Origin of the sequence: Bdellovibrio bacteriovorus HD100 (assembly GCF_000196175.1) — a bacterium.
GTDB lineage: Bacteria > Bdellovibrionota > Bdellovibrionia > Bdellovibrionales > Bdellovibrionaceae > Bdellovibrio > Bdellovibrio bacteriovorus.
Window position 1 is genome coordinate 3,459,415 of the sequence record NC_005363.1, and the last position, 14,201, is coordinate 3,473,615.

Genomic DNA, 14,201 nt, shown 5'->3' on the forward strand with positions numbered 1-14,201 from the left:
CCCTAAAAAGAACCAGGAACCTTTTTAGCGAGGGCTGGCGTTGCGGTTTAGTAGCACGATGTAGTCTTTGGCGCCGGTTTGTTCCATCATGCCTGAGTATTTGTTTTCTTCAAATTTCTTGCGATAGGTTTTTCTAGCCACTTCGCGCACCATACAGCCCAGATGTCCGGTGCCTGCCAGATCGCGGGTTTCATCCAGATCACACACCGGCTGGAAGGCTTCTTCCTGCTCGCGGGTCACTGGGAACTTCATGACCGAAAAACTTGTCACGTCCATTTTGTACTCTTCCTTCAAGCGATTGGCAGGGCCTTTTTTCACAAGTTGCGAAGAATAAATGTAAGGGACAATCACCACCACACGCAGACCCTGCGCGCGAGCATTATTCACACCTTCAACAAAACGGGACATTTCTTTTTGGACATCCAGGCGCATGGTGGAATTGAAAAGCTCCACGTAAGGCAGTTGCGGGTCCACGACAATGACGTCGTACTTTGAGCCTTGTTCTTGATTGGCTTCCATAAAGCCTCTCCACAGCTCCAAATCCTCGATTTGGCCCGGAGTCACACCCAGAAACACGATCGGCGCATTTTTGACTTCCATGCGCAGTCGTTCGTAGATGCCTTTTCCCAATGTTTCGGGAACTTCAACCTGAGAAAATTTGATCTTGGGAATCGAACGCTCCTGAATCTGAAAATTCATGGAGAAAAACACACCCAATGCAATCACAGCGACGGCGCTGACCCAATACAAGTATTTCATGAGCGGAACTTTACTTAGTTTAAGAGCTAAGTCCAGCGCCCACGGCCGCATTTACGCATATTGGCAAGAATCGTTGAAATCTGCTAGAATTGTGTTAGGTTGCGAACATTACAGAGGACTTGATCCCGCAAAGGACAGGTACCCACATATGAATGCGACAAAGACTGTACCTACATATCTTATTATTGGCTCTGGCCGTGTCGCACGACATGTTGCCCACTATTTCCACTTACTCAATTTAAAATATCAAACCTGGGACCGCAGCGAGGACATCTCTGCTTTGGCGGGCAAAGTTTCTGCGTGCTCGCACATTCTGCTGGCGATCAGCGACAGCTCTTTGGAGTCTTTCTATCAAGAGCATCTGGCAAAGCACGAAGATAAAACGCTCGTGCACTTCTCGGGTGCTTTGTATTTCAAAGGAATGATCGCGGCACACCCGCTGATGACCTTTGGTCCGGACCTTTACGATCTTTCGACCTACCAGCAGATTCATTTTGCTCTGACTGGATGTGATTCCCTGGATGAAGCCCTGCCGGGACTTTCCAATCCTTATTCCAACATCTTCGCCTTTGAAAAAGCCCGCTATCACGCCTTATGTGTGCTGGGTGGAAACTTCACCACTTTGTTGCTTGCCAAGATGCTTGAAGGCTTTGCCGAGATGAAAATACCGCAAAGTGCCGCCAAGCCTTATATTGAAAGAGTGATACAGAACACTTTGGCGAACCCTGGAGATGCCTTCACCGGCCCGTTGGCGCGCAAAGATGCTGCCACAGTCGAAAAGAATCTGCAGGCTCTGAAAGACGATCCTTATCAGGCCGTTTACAAAGCCTTTCTAGAAACCCTTTGGCCTGAGTATCCGCGAAAGTGAGGGCCCTGTGAAAACCATCCTCGATTTCCACGACAAGAAAAGCAAAAAGCAAAAGATCTCGATGATCACTTGCTATGACTATTCCTTCGCCCGCATTGTGGCCGACAGTGATATCGACTGCATTCTGGTCGGAGACTCTTTGGCGATGGTGATGCTGGGTCATTCCACCACGCTGGATGTTTCCGCCAGTGTCATGGCTCATCACACAGCCGCCGTTGTGCGCGGGGCGGGTGATAAGTTTGTGATCGCGGATCTGCCATTCATGAGTTACCGCAAAGGCCTGACCGCCAATATGACGGCTGTTGAAAAAGTGATGAAGGCCGGTGCTCACGCCGTGAAGCTGGAAGGCGCTGCCGGAAATTTGAAACTGGTCCGCCATCTGGTGGATTCAGGTGTGCCGGTGATGGGACATCTGGGCCTGACTCCGCAATCAGTCAATCAACTGGGTGGATTCAAGGTTCAGGGCCGTGATGAAAAAGCCCAAAAGAAAATTCTGGAAGCCGCTCTGCAACTGCAGGACGCCGGGGCTTTTTCCGTGGTTCTTGAATGTGTCCCTTCGAAACTGGCCAAAGAAATCACCGCAGCCCTGGAGATTCCAACTATCGGAATCGGTGCGGGCGTGGATTGCGACGGACAGGTGCTGGTACTGCAAGATATGCTCGGCATGAACCAAGGCTTCAAACCGAAGTTCGTGAAAACATACCTTGATGGCTTTAACACCATTAAAGGTGCCTTGAACCAGTATCATCAGGAAGTCAGCACCGAAATCTTCCCGTCCGAGAAAGAGAGCTATTCATGACCCAAGTCCTGCGCTCTCCTTCTGAATTTCAAGCCTGGCGCCGCAAGCAATCCGGCACGGTGGGTTTTGTTCCCACCATGGGGGCTTTGCACACGGGTCACGAGGAACTGATCAAACAAGCCCGCAAGAACAACGACCTTGTGGTGCTTTCCATTTTCGTGAACCCGACCCAGTTCAATGACCCAAAAGATTTGGAAAAATATCCACAGACCTGGGATCAGGATCTGGCGATGGCCGAAAGAAACAACGTCGATGCGATCTTTTTTCCGCGCTATCCTGACATGTACCCGGACAATTACCGCTATAAAGTTTCTGAAAACGAATATTCCACCCTGCTGGATGGCGCCCACCGCCCGGGTCACTTTGATGGAGTGCTGTCGGTGGTGATGAAACTTTTCAATGTGGTTCGCCCGACCAAGGCGTATTTCGGAGAAAAGGACTTCCAGCAATTGACCCTGATTCAAGGCATGGTGGAAAGCTTCTTTATGGACCTGGAAATCGTTCCGGTCCCGACCGTGCGTGAAGAAGACGGCCTGGCAAAAAGTTCGCGCAATCTGCGCCTAACTCCGGAAGAGCGAAAGAAAGCTCCGGCCATCTTTAAAGCCATTACGAATAGCAAAACCGCTGCGGAAGCTGCGGCTTCTTTGTCAGCTCAAGGATTTATCGTGGATTATGTGACGGATGTGGGAAACCGCCGCTTCGTCGCCGCCAAACTCGGTGAAGTGAGGTTGATCGACAATGTCCAAATCTAAAGTTCTCTTCATGATGACAGGCTCTATTGCCTGTTACAAAGCCTGTCATGTGGTTTCGCGTCTGGTGCAGAATAACTGTGACGTTCAGGTTGTGGCATCCCCGTCGGCCTTGAAGTTTGTCGGCAACGCCACCCTGGAAGGCCTGACGGGCAAACCCGTCATCAGCGATATGTATGCCATGGGGAACGTCATGGATCATATCCACCTGATGCGTTGGGCGGATGTGATTTTGGTGGCACCAGCCACCGCAAATTTCATCAACAAAGCCGCGCAAGGTGTGGGTGATGATTTGTTGCAGACTCTGTTCCTGGCACATGACTTTAAAAAACCATTCCTGGTGGCGCCAGCCATGAACACCAGCATGTACCTGCACCCGGTGACTCAAAAATCCCTGACCGCTCTTAAAGAAATGGGCGTGCAGATCCTGGACACCGCTTCCGGCATTCTAGCCTGTGGTGAAGAAGGCTGGGGCAAACTGCTGGAACCGGATCTGATTCTGAAAATGACTTTGGAAGCACTTCATAAACCAGCACAGGACACCGCAGTAGCTTCGGTCGCTCCGAAGTCTTCTGCTCTTTCCAAAGTGAAAATCCTGATCACCGCCGGGGGCACGCAAGAGCCCATCGACACGGTTCGTGTGATCAGCAATCTCAGTTCGGGCCGCACCGGCATTGCCCTGGCTGAATACATGACTCAGATGGGTTTTGATGTGACTTTGCTGCAAGCCCACGCTTCGCCCAAGACGGAACACGTCACCCGCCGCGATCAGTTTGTCAGTTTTGCAACTTTGGATGAAAAGATGAAACACTACCTTTCCACCGAGGATTTCACCCACGTGATCCATGCGGCGGCCGTAAGTGACTATTCTGTCGACCACATCGAAGTCGATGGCCAAAGCTTCCGTCCGTTTGAGGTGAAAAAAGTCAGCTCTGACGCAGACAAGATGAGCATTCACCTGAAGCGCAACCACAAGATTGTGGACCGCCTGAAGGACTATTCCAAAAACAAGGACCTGAAGGTGATTGCGTTTAAACTGACCAGTCACGCCACTCCAGAACAACGAACCCGCGCCGTGGAAAAGCTTTTTGCCAACTCCCACGCCGACTTCGTCGTTCACAATGATTTAAGCGAAATTGATATCGTCAACCGCACCCACAAGTTCACGCTGTTCAATCACGAAGGCTTTGTTGCCTGTGAAAATCTGGATCAACTGACCAGTGAACTGATTCGTGTGGTTCTGCCAAAGGATTCTTTATGATTTTGTGTCTTGATGTGGGTAACACCCAGATTTATGCCGGGCTTTTTGACAAGGACAAGATGGTTCTTTCTTTCCGTAAGAACTCCAAAAGCGGGGCTTCTTCCGATGAAACCGGCATTTTCCTGCGCACGGCCATCCGCGAAAATGGATTTGATCCGGCGAAGGTAAAACAAATCGCCATCTGCAGTGTCGTTCCGGAGGTGATCTATTCCCTGCGCGGCGCCTGCATGAAGTACTTCAATATCAATCCGTTCATCCTGCAGGCCGGGGTTAAAACCGGCCTGAAGATCAAGTACAGAAACCCACTGGAAGTCGGCGCCGATCGTATTGCCAACTCGATTGCGGCGACTCACCTGCACCCGGGTAAAAATCTGATCCTGGTGGACTTGGGCACGGCCACCACATTCTGTGCGGTTTCCAAGGACAAGGACTATCTGGGGGGATCCATCGTGGCGGGTTTGCGTCTTTGCATGGAGGCCCTGGAAAGCAAAACGGCCAAGCTTCCGTCCGTGGAAATCGTGGCGATGCACGAGGCCCTGGGGCGTGCGACAATCGAAAGCATCCAGTCCGGTCTGTACTATGGCCATCTGGGCACCATCAAAGAACTGACGGAGCGAATCACCAAAGAATGCTTCCAAGGGGAACGTCCGATGGTGATCGGCACCGGTGGTTTTTCGTATTTGTTTGAAAAAGAGAAAGTATTCGACGAAATCGTGCCGGACCTTGTTCTTAAAGGCATGCTGATCGCTCTGCAACACAACGCTTAAGGATTTATTTATGAATATCTCATTGCTTAGAACCAAAATTCACCGCGCCACCGTTACCGGAGCCGATCTGAACTATGAGGGCTCCGTCAGCATCTGTCCGGATCTGATCAAAGCCTCTGGTTTGCTGATGAATGAACGTGTGGATATTTACAACTGCAACAACGGCGCCCGCTTTTCCACGTACGTGATCAAGGGTAAAAAAGGTGAAATCTGCCTGAATGGGGCTGCTGCCCGTCACGTGCAAAAAGGCGATCTGGTGATCATCTGTTCTTACTGTGGTCTGAGCATGGATGAAGCCAAGAAACATGAGCCGACAGTGGTTTTTGTAAACGCAAAAAACAAAGTCACTGAAAAGCGCAAAGAAGACCGCAAGAACAACAAGTAGCCTTAAAAAACGGCGGGCAACCCGCCTAGGTTCCAAAAAGAACGGGAAGCCCGCCAAAGGGCCTTCCCGCTCTTGACCCCGCGACGAAATTCCTTCAGTTTAGGCCGTATGGCTATCACTCTTCTGCAACTGCAATCCGGCCACAAGGCCTTTGGCGCCAAAGTTCTCTTTGACGATGCCACTTTCGCGATCAACGAAGGTGAACACGTCGGCGTCATCGGTCCCAACGGCGCCGGCAAATCCACTCTGTTTAAAATTCTGGTCGATCAGGAACATCTTGATGAAGGGATCGTGACCAAATCCCAGCAGCTGCGTCTGGGCTATCTGGAACAGGAATCGGACTGGGACGTCGATCAAAAGGTCGAAGAGTATCTGGAAAAAAACTGCATCAAGCCCCTGTGGGAACTGAAACAGTTCGGCCTGAAGCTGGGTCTGACGGAAGGCCACTTCCAGTCTCATCTGAAACAGCTCAGCGGTGGCTACCGCATGCGCGTGAAACTTTTGTACCTGATCGGACAAGAGCCCAACCTGCTATTACTGGATGAGCCGACGAACTTTCTGGATCTGGAAACACTTTTGGTTCTGGAAAGCTTCCTGCAGGAATACAAGGGCGCGTTCCTGCTGATTTCGCACGACCGCGAATTTCTGCGTCGGGTGACGGATCATATTCTGGAAGTCGAATCCGGTGACATCGTAAAGTTCCCCGGAAGTCTTGATGACTATTTCGAACAAAAACAAATGCTGGCTGAAATCCTGCAAAAGCAGGTTCTAAGCCAACAAGCCAAAAAGAAATCCATCATGGACTTTGTGACCCGTTTCGGGGCCAAAGCCACCAAAGCCCGCCAGGCGCAAAGCCGCTTGAAGGCTTTGGAAAAAATGGAGGTCATCGAAGTCAAAGCCGCACCCACCCATTCACATATTTATATTCCACCAGCCTCCCCGACCGGGAAGATGATCCTGGAAGTGGAAAATGTCGAATGTGGTTATGGCGACAAGGTGATTCTGAAAGATGTGACCCTGCGCCTGGAGCGCGGCAACCATCTGGGCATCGTCGGACTGAACGGCGCCGGCAAGTCCACTTTGTTAAAATCCCTGGGCGAGCAGATCCCGCTGGTGCGTGGATCCATCAAATGGGGCCATCAGGTCAGTCTGTCTTACTTTGCCCAGCATACTCCGGAGTCTCTGAACCCCGAGCACACTGTTTTGGAGGCCATGGCTTCTGCCGCCCACAAAGAGGTGACCCAGCAGGATGTGCTGAACATCGCCGGAAGTTTGCTTTTCTCAGGCGAAAATGTTCACAAGAAGGTCAAAGTCCTTTCCGGTGGCGAAAAGTCCCGCGTGGCTTTGGGACAGATTCTGCTGCAGAAATCACCGTTGCTGTTGCTGGATGAACCGACGAATCACCTTGATTTTGACACGGTCGAGGCCTTGACCACCGCTTTGGAAAAATACGAAGGCACCATCATCACGGTCAGCCACGATCGCGGCTTTATCGGCCGCGTGGCCAACAAAATCTTGGAGGTGAACCACGGGAAGCTGACCTTGTATCCCGGCACCTATGATGAATACGTCTGGAGTCTGCAAAAAGGCTTCCTGGCAGAACGGGACCTGAACGAGGGCGCGGCAACGCAAAAAGTCAGTTCCGAAAAAGCCACTGAGGCTCCGAAGTTCAACTACAAGGAAGAACGAAAGAAGCTAGAGACCCAGATCAAAAAGGCCCAGAAACTGATTGAAGACTGTGACAAGAAGATTGCCGATCTCACTAAAAAGAGAGACGCTTTAAATGAAAATCTGATGACCGCGGCCGGAGACAAAGCCGCTGGCCTTGCCAAAGAACTGCATGAACTGAGCGGGGCCATTGAAGACCTGGAATCCTCCATGCTGCAAGCGATGGAAGACCAGCAGAAATTTGAGGACGAGCTGAAACAGCTTGTGGGGTAATGACGATGTTGCGCGTGATGGTACTGACTGTATTGGCATTTCAATTGGCGGGTTGTGCAAGTTACTTCAAGAAGAAAGACTGCGAATCCATCAACTGGTTTGAACACGGACAAAAAGTGGCGATGCGCGGTCAATGGCTGAATGCAGATCCGGTGCTGAATGAATGTCGCAAAGTCGAAGCCGACATTCAGGAATCCCAACTGGACAAAGGCTTCAAAAGTGGTGTTGAAAAGTACTGCACCAACACCAACGCTTACATCATCGGAAAAAGCGGTGATTTCTTTTCTCGCGACATCTGCGAAGGACCCCAGATCAATGTTCTAATCGGCGAACATCGCAAAGGCACCCTCGATTACTGCGCCAAATCCAACGGATTTACGGCCGGCACTTCCGGAAAAAAGTATCAGAATGTCTGCCCGAAAGAGCTTGAACCGGCATTCCTGAGCGAATACCGCAAAGGTCGCAAAAAATACGTTCAAAGCCTGATCGACAGCAAGTCTTCAGAAATCCGCAGTCTTGAGATGGATATTCTGCACAAGCGCAACAATTTAAGTTTTGCTCGCAGCAGTTTAAGTGCCATGGAGGCGGAAAAAAGCGGTCTGGAATCCAGCAAGTCCTCTGCAATGCTAAATCAGCAAGGCCATCTGGTGACGCACTTCAACTCTCAGATTTCGGTGCTTGATGGGAATATCAACAGCAAAAAATCCGAGGTGTTTTCGCTGCAAAGTGATTTGAATAGCCTGGAAAACACCCGAGAAAAACTGCAGAAGGACATTTCGACTTTCAAAGAAGAGTTGCCAAGCCTGGACAACCCTTAATTCGGCATCCGGAACCACTCAATGGCATCCACGAAGGCCTTTGGCTGATAAGCATTGGCCTGTTCACTCCAGTGAACCTCGCGCCAGCCCAGACTCTTGAAGGACGGGCTTTCCACATCGCGTTTCTGAATGAATTCAAAGACATTTGAAACCTGTTCAAGCTCGGCCTTTTTCATCAGCAAGGACGGCAGATGGAACTGCACAAACGCGGTCCCTTTGTTCTGAGCGCCAAAACCTTCAGCCCCCTCAGACAGATAACGGGAATACTGAATTTCTTTTTTGGCGTCACAATGATCAACCACCAGCAGTTTTTCAGTCTCTTCCGCATAGTCCATGACATAGCTGAAGTTGTAACCACCGCATTTTTCCACCACCGTACGAACTGATTTGATCTGACCAAAGGACTTCACCGGCACCGGATAACGGGATGGGAGCATCCACAGGTTGACGCCATCACGCACGGCCATTTGAAGCTTCGGCTGGGCTTTGGCAATTTTCATAAACTGCTGCAGCACCTTGGATTTTTCCGTCAGGGGCCCCTGCGAAACATAAAGAACATCAAACGAAGCTTCCGCAAAGGCATCATGGAAGCCGTTCATACGAAGCTCATTGGTAAAATTCGAAAGGAACAGACGATGAGTTTCTGAATCCTTGATCGCGTTGGTTTTAGAGACAAACAAGTTCACGTTCTTGATGGCTTCCGCCGCTTTCATCAGAGCGGTGTTGGACATCAGTGCCTCGGCACTGCCCACAATCGGCAGCGGCTCGGAATGCTCTGCGCGCAACAGCTGTGGCAGATTCTGGGTGAACTCAAAGCGCTCTTTCATCGTCAACTGGCGGTAAGCATTCACCCAGCTGGTGACCAGCAGCGGACGAAGACTCATCTCCACCACCTGCTGATTCAGTTCATGAGCCGCCTCGGCCTTGTCCTGACAAAGAGCGAAGTGCTCAGACTGCTTCCACGGGGAATCACAGTATGCCGCCACGGACTTCAGCACAAAAGGCCATTTCACTTTGCGCAGAGCTGTCTTAAGACGCGTGTCAGGATCACCAATATCCAGATCACCCAGATCCAAATACACCAGGAAGTCGGTGAAAACCTCTTCCATCAGATCCTGCTGCACAAACAGTGAATCATTTCGCTCGCGGTACCAGATTTTAGCCAGGGCTTTTTCCAGATGCCCCGGGGCCTCCAGCAGCTTCTGTCCAATAAAGATGTGCTGACCTTGCACACGGTACAAGTACGGACGATCCGGGAAGATCGTCAGCTGCACCTTCTTGCGGAATGGTTCAAAGCTCTCCAACAGGCGTTCGGTCTTTTGAATGCGATAAGTGAGGTCCCGGCTTTGTTCACCAAAATAGGTGCTGTAAGCCGTTTCTCGGTTCACAGCACAGCGATAGATGGTGTCCGTGGATTGAGGCCCCAGCCTGTCGATTCTTTCGACAACCTTGGATTCAATACAGAGCGGCCTTCTTGTCATCTGAACGACAAAAAGGCTAAGTAAGCCAAAACACACAAAAGAAAGAACAGTGAACCAACGAGCAAACATAGCGAAGCTTGCTCATTGCAAAGGGCGGGCCCTGTTTTTGGGGGCCCTAGCCGATCTCCAGCACGGCCTCCACCCCTATGTTCTGCAAGAAAACCTCATCGTGGGATACCACCAGCAACGCCCCGGCAAACTCCCCCAGAGCTGACTCCAGAACCCTCAGACTGGTCAGATCCAGATTGTTGGTGGGCTCATCCAGAATCAGCAATTGCGGTACGGGCTGGGACATCAGGATCTTTGCTAAAGAGGCCTTCAGCTTTTCGCCTCCGCTCAAGTCCCGGGTCTTGCGATGAACCATGTCACCAAAGAACTGAAACTGGGCCAGACGGTTGCGGGTCTCAATAAGATCAAACCTTGATTTTTCCATCACGTTTTCAAGCACTGAATGATCCGCACTCAGCAGAGAATACTGTTGATCCAGCACCTGCACCGGAACTTCACCCAAGCGACAGACGCCTGTGGTGCGCACGGCTTTTGAACGGCTGAGCAGGCAATCCAGCAACGAGGTTTTTCCGGCTCCATTCTTTCCATACAAGGCCCAGCGGCGCGGCCCGCGCATGGCACAAGTCAACGGCTCTTCCCAAAGAAAGGATCCTTCAGCAGAATAGCTTAAGTTGAACTGATCCAGTTCGAAAACCAGCTTCCCCTCCGGCAGGGCTGCGGCGTCCAAATCCAGTCCCAGACGGCTTTCCAGCTTCTGGGACTGAACCAGTTCGCGCAAGTTTTCCTGCGACTTTTCCACACGCTTTTCCTCATTCACGTTGATGCGTGCATGGGTTTCCTGCGCCCGGCGCTTGAGTCCGCCGACTATAATCCGGGGAATCCCGCCCTTGGCGGCTTTGGCGTCGCCTGCACGCATGCGTTTTTCCTGAGATTGCAGTTTGTCGTGATGTTCCCGCTCCAGTTTCTTTTTCTCGCGTCTTGCACGGTCGATTTTTTCTTCCAAGAGCTCTCTTTCGGCCCGCTTTTGTTCTTCGTAAAACGAATAGCTGCCGCCATAACTTGCCAGACCCTGACTGGAAAGTTCCCAGATGCCGTCGACTTCTTCCAGCAATTCACGGTCGTGACTGATCAGCAGCAAACAGCCCGGATATTCGCGCACGAAGCGATACACCAGTTCTCGCGCCTCGCGATCCAGATTGTTTGTGGGTTCATCCAGAATCAGCAATCCCCCACCGCGCCCCAGGGCTTCGGCAATCCGCACACGAGTCCACTGGCCACCACTCAGGGATTTCAGATTCTGCTCCAGAGGAATATCCTGCAGCAGCAAGCCCCACACCGCCGGGTCGGCCACCGGGCTTTCCCACAAGCTGTTCAGATACTCGCCGACCGTTTGATCCAACGGCTCACTGACCTGCTCAAGATAAACCACGCCCTGAGAACAGCGCAGTTCACCACATTGGGGCGCCAGAACTCCCGCAAGAATCTTCGCCAATGTGGTTTTTCCCACGCCATTGGGCCCCACCAAAGCACACCGGCGGAAGTTCCAAGTAAATGAAATGTCGTTAAGCAGCTTCGCCCCATGGGGAAGCTCATAGAACAGGGACCTTCCGGTCACCTGAAATAAATTGTTTTGCATAATAAATAATCCGTCCAAACCCGATCGGGCCGATGTGAGTTCTTAATAAAAGAATAAGATGACGGATTAATTTCTCATAGACGTCGGATTTAGAGCCCGACAAGAACCACTCTACACCATCTGAGACCTTCCCACAATAGCCCCCCCGGGCATTGACTTAAAATTGGATTGTGAGAAGGTCTAAGGGCTTGAAACTAAAATTTTGGATTCTATTATCAGTTGTATTGCATCTGCTGGCGGTCACGGCCCTGCAGTGGGGCGCTTCACCGGATTCTCCGGACTTGGGAACCGTGGTGGATCTGACTGTCACAAGCCCCGCAGGCATCTCAGGACCGCCGTCAGCAGCTCCGGCTTCTGTCGGTAAACCTGCGCCGACTGTTCCGTCGGAATCGGTAAAAAGTGAAGCCAATGAAGCAACACCCGTCGCCAGTGCAAACACTGACAGCACCGCTAGCGCCGCCAACGCAGACGCGGGTGCTGCCGGTGATGGCGGAGATTCCAACTCCCCGGTGGGCTTCAGCGAAATCACCCGTCTGCCTAAAGTAAAGCGTGAATTCAAAGCCCAGTATCCGGAAGAAGCCAAAAAAGCTGCTGTGGACGGGCCGGTCATTCTGGAAATCCTGATCGACCGGGAAGGCAAAGTCCGTCATGTGCAAGTTCTAAGCGGACCGGGTCACGGCTTGAATGAATCTGCCGTGGAAGCACTGAAAAAATTCGAATTTCAACCAGCTTTCAAAGGCGAAGAATCTGTTGCTGTTAAGATCCGTTACACCTATAGATTTAAGTTAGAAGTAAATTAAGTCTTGCACCGGTTCAAAGGATTTATCAGTGAAATATTCAGTTCTGCTTGCCAGCCTGTTCCTGGGTTTGGCCGTTCACGCTCAAGAAGCCGTTCCCAGTTTTGAAACCGTTGTTGAGGATGTTGTATTTAACACCTCCAACAAAGTTGTGATCGACGAAAAGACCATCAAGAATTCTCGTGCTCCGAGCATCACCAGCCTGCTTTCAAGCCAGGCCAACATCACGGTCGTCAGCACACCCTTTCAGCCCAATTCCATCTTCATCCGCGGCGGAGACTCTGGACACGTGATGATCATCGTCGACGGTGTCCCGTTCTATGACGCCTCCACGGTGCAAAGAACCTTTAATCTGAATTCTCTGGATATCAAATCAGTCCGTCGCATTGAAATCATCAAAGGCGGCCAGACGGTGCTTTACGGTGGCCAGGCCTTGTCCGGCGTAATCAAGATCGACACCATTCCTCAGGAAATCAAAAGCCAAAGCTCTCTGCAAGGACAGATCGGCACCCAGAACTTCCGTGACGTGACGGTTGCCCACACCGAACCTCTGAACGAAAGCAACGCCCTGGTTCTGCGTGGTCATGGCGCATGGAAAGACGCCGAATCCCCGGTGCTTGATTCCAGCGAGACCTATTCCCGCAACAACTGGAATGCCGAGGGGGCTTATGTGTGGAAAGGGGCTGTTGACGGAAATATGAAAGCCCTGTTCCTGCAGGACTTCAACAACTCGCCAACCACAGACCGCACCACCAACCAGGTGATGGACACCGAGGACCTGGAAATGTTCACCCGTCAGATCGGCGGCTCCACTTACATGAAGTTCAATGAACTGCCGCTGGAACCGCGCCTGGCTTTGAGCATGCAAAACTCCCTGCGCACTTATGACTGGCCGGTTGTTCCTGTGCAGAATCCGACGGGTACCGACCAGGACTATGGCGCGAACCTTCGTACGGCCCGCCTGGATCTGACTCCGTACAAATCTGAAAAGATCAGCGTGGCTGCGGGGCTCAGTTATCTGTATGAAGACTTCACTTACCGCGACAAGGGTGTGGAGTCCGTGAATACGTTCTCTGAGCAGCGTGGTGTATTCGCCAAGGCTGACTATGAATTTCATCCGGGCTTTTCTTTGGTCGTGGGTGGTCGCGTGGAAAACTGGGCCGATCAGGATGCGGTCAGCACTTATCAAGTGGGTCTGACTTTATTTGAGCACACCAAACTGGAAGTGGCTTCGGGCTATAAGATCCCCTCTCTGTTCCAGCTGTACTCCTCTTATGGCAATCCGGATCTGAAAGCAGAACGTGCGGTTCAGTACAGCCTGATGCAGGAATTTGAGATCTCTGACAGCCAAAGTGCTTCCATCACGTTCTTCCGATCTGATTTCACGGATCTGATCCAGATTTCCGGCTCATTCCCCAGCATCAAGTACGAAAACGTTTCCAAAACTGAAACCCGTGGCGTGGACATCAGCTACACTCTCCGCCCATGGACTGGTGGCACATTTGTCGCCACTTACGGTTACCAGGAACCCCGCAACGTGGATACCGGCACCTGGTTGCTGCGTCGCCCGCTTGTGAACGGCAGTCTGAAGTACATCCAAAACCACGACAAACACACCGCCGCCGTGGAACTGGTGGGGGCTGGCGAACGCATGGACAACGGGGCACCGATTTCCATGACCACTTATGCCACCACGGCAATCCCGGGCTATGTGACTGCTAATGCTGCTTATTCCTATCAATGGAATAACAACATCAATGTCTTCACCCGCCTGAACAATCTGGCGGACCACCGCTATGAAGAGACTTACAGCTTCTATTCAGAGGGCTTCTCTGGCTCTCTGGAAGCGGAATACCTGTTCTAAGCAGTCACTTTGCATCTGAGGGGTCCAGTGCCCCTCAGACTTTCCCGGAACAGGACCTTCCCCGCCA

The 14,201-nt window shown here is 51.5% G+C and carries 13 protein-coding genes; 10 read left to right on the forward strand and 3 right to left on the reverse strand.

Annotated features, from left to right (window positions below; genetic code table 11):
- Positions 1–24: 24 nt before the first annotated feature.
- Entirely contained in the window at positions 25–759 is a 735-nt protein-coding gene (locus tag BD_RS16285) for a hypothetical protein (protein ID WP_011165886.1), read from the reverse strand.
- 148 nt (positions 760–907) lie between these two features.
- On the opposite strand from BD_RS16285, the gene BD_RS16290 reads away from it, so the two are divergent.
- The 8 genes from BD_RS16290 (at position 908) to BD_RS16325 (ending at position 8,347) form a co-directional block, all read left to right on the forward strand.
- Positions 908–1,627, forward strand: coding sequence for a DUF2520 domain-containing protein (locus BD_RS16290; protein ID WP_041583638.1), 720 nt, complete (start codon positions 908–910; stop codon positions 1,625–1,627).
- A 7-nt stretch (positions 1,628–1,634) separates the two neighbouring features.
- Positions 1,635–2,426 carry a 3-methyl-2-oxobutanoate hydroxymethyltransferase gene (panB, locus tag BD_RS16295; protein WP_011165887.1) on the forward strand — a complete coding sequence of 264 codons (792 nt, stop codon included), beginning with the start codon at positions 1,635–1,637 and terminating at the stop codon, positions 2,424–2,426.
- Complete coding sequence (gene panC / locus BD_RS16300; protein ID WP_011165888.1) at positions 2,423–3,178, forward strand: pantoate--beta-alanine ligase; 756 nt, start codon at positions 2,423–2,425, stop codon at positions 3,176–3,178. The genes panB and panC overlap by 4 nt, the downstream gene beginning before the upstream one ends.
- 10 nt (positions 3,179–3,188) lie before the next feature.
- Positions 3,189–4,436: a bifunctional phosphopantothenoylcysteine decarboxylase/phosphopantothenate--cysteine ligase CoaBC gene (coaBC, locus tag BD_RS16305; protein ID WP_011165889.1), complete on the forward strand. Its 1,248-nt coding sequence runs from the start codon at positions 3,189–3,191 to the stop codon at positions 4,434–4,436.
- Complete coding sequence (locus tag BD_RS16310) at positions 4,433–5,203, forward strand: type III pantothenate kinase (RefSeq protein WP_011165890.1); 771 nt, start codon at positions 4,433–4,435, stop codon at positions 5,201–5,203. The genes coaBC and BD_RS16310 overlap by 4 nt, the downstream gene beginning before the upstream one ends.
- Before the next feature lie 10 nt (positions 5,204–5,213).
- Positions 5,214–5,588, forward strand: coding sequence for an aspartate 1-decarboxylase (gene panD / locus BD_RS16315; RefSeq protein ID WP_011165891.1), 375 nt, complete (start codon positions 5,214–5,216; stop codon positions 5,586–5,588).
- A 108-nt stretch (positions 5,589–5,696) separates the two neighbouring features.
- Positions 5,697–7,529, forward strand: a complete 1,833-nt coding sequence (locus tag BD_RS16320; RefSeq protein WP_041583640.1) for an ABC-F family ATP-binding cassette domain-containing protein — start codon at positions 5,697–5,699, stop codon at positions 7,527–7,529.
- Positions 7,529–8,347, forward strand: a complete 819-nt coding sequence (locus BD_RS16325) for a DUF2799 domain-containing protein (protein ID WP_011165893.1) — start codon at positions 7,529–7,531, stop codon at positions 8,345–8,347. Before BD_RS16320 ends, BD_RS16325 begins: the two co-directional genes overlap by 1 nt.
- Here the strand turns inward: BD_RS16325 and BD_RS16330 are convergent.
- Together BD_RS16330 and BD_RS16335 are read right to left on the reverse strand one after the other, a co-directional pair.
- Positions 8,344–9,828 (reverse strand): hypothetical protein, encoded by a 1,485-nt coding sequence (locus tag BD_RS16330; RefSeq protein ID WP_144313803.1) that lies wholly within the window; start codon positions 9,826–9,828, stop codon positions 8,344–8,346. The genes BD_RS16325 and BD_RS16330 overlap by 4 nt on opposite strands.
- 115 nt (positions 9,829–9,943) lie before the next feature.
- The gene (locus BD_RS16335; RefSeq protein ID WP_041583641.1) at positions 9,944–11,473 is read right to left on the reverse strand and encodes an ATP-binding cassette domain-containing protein; all 1,530 of its coding nucleotides are present in this window, start codon (positions 11,471–11,473) and stop codon (positions 9,944–9,946) included.
- Between the two features lie 188 nt (positions 11,474–11,661).
- Between BD_RS16335 and BD_RS16340 the strand changes: the two genes are divergently transcribed.
- A complete protein-coding gene (locus BD_RS16340; protein WP_231839213.1) occupies positions 11,662–12,273 on the forward strand; it encodes an energy transducer TonB in 612 nt (203 codons plus the stop codon).
- Positions 12,274–12,301: 28 nt separating this feature from the next.
- Entirely contained in the window at positions 12,302–14,134 is a 1,833-nt protein-coding gene (locus tag BD_RS16345; protein ID WP_011165897.1) for a TonB-dependent receptor plug domain-containing protein, read from the forward strand.
- The last annotated feature ends 67 nt before the right edge of the window (positions 14,135–14,201 follow it).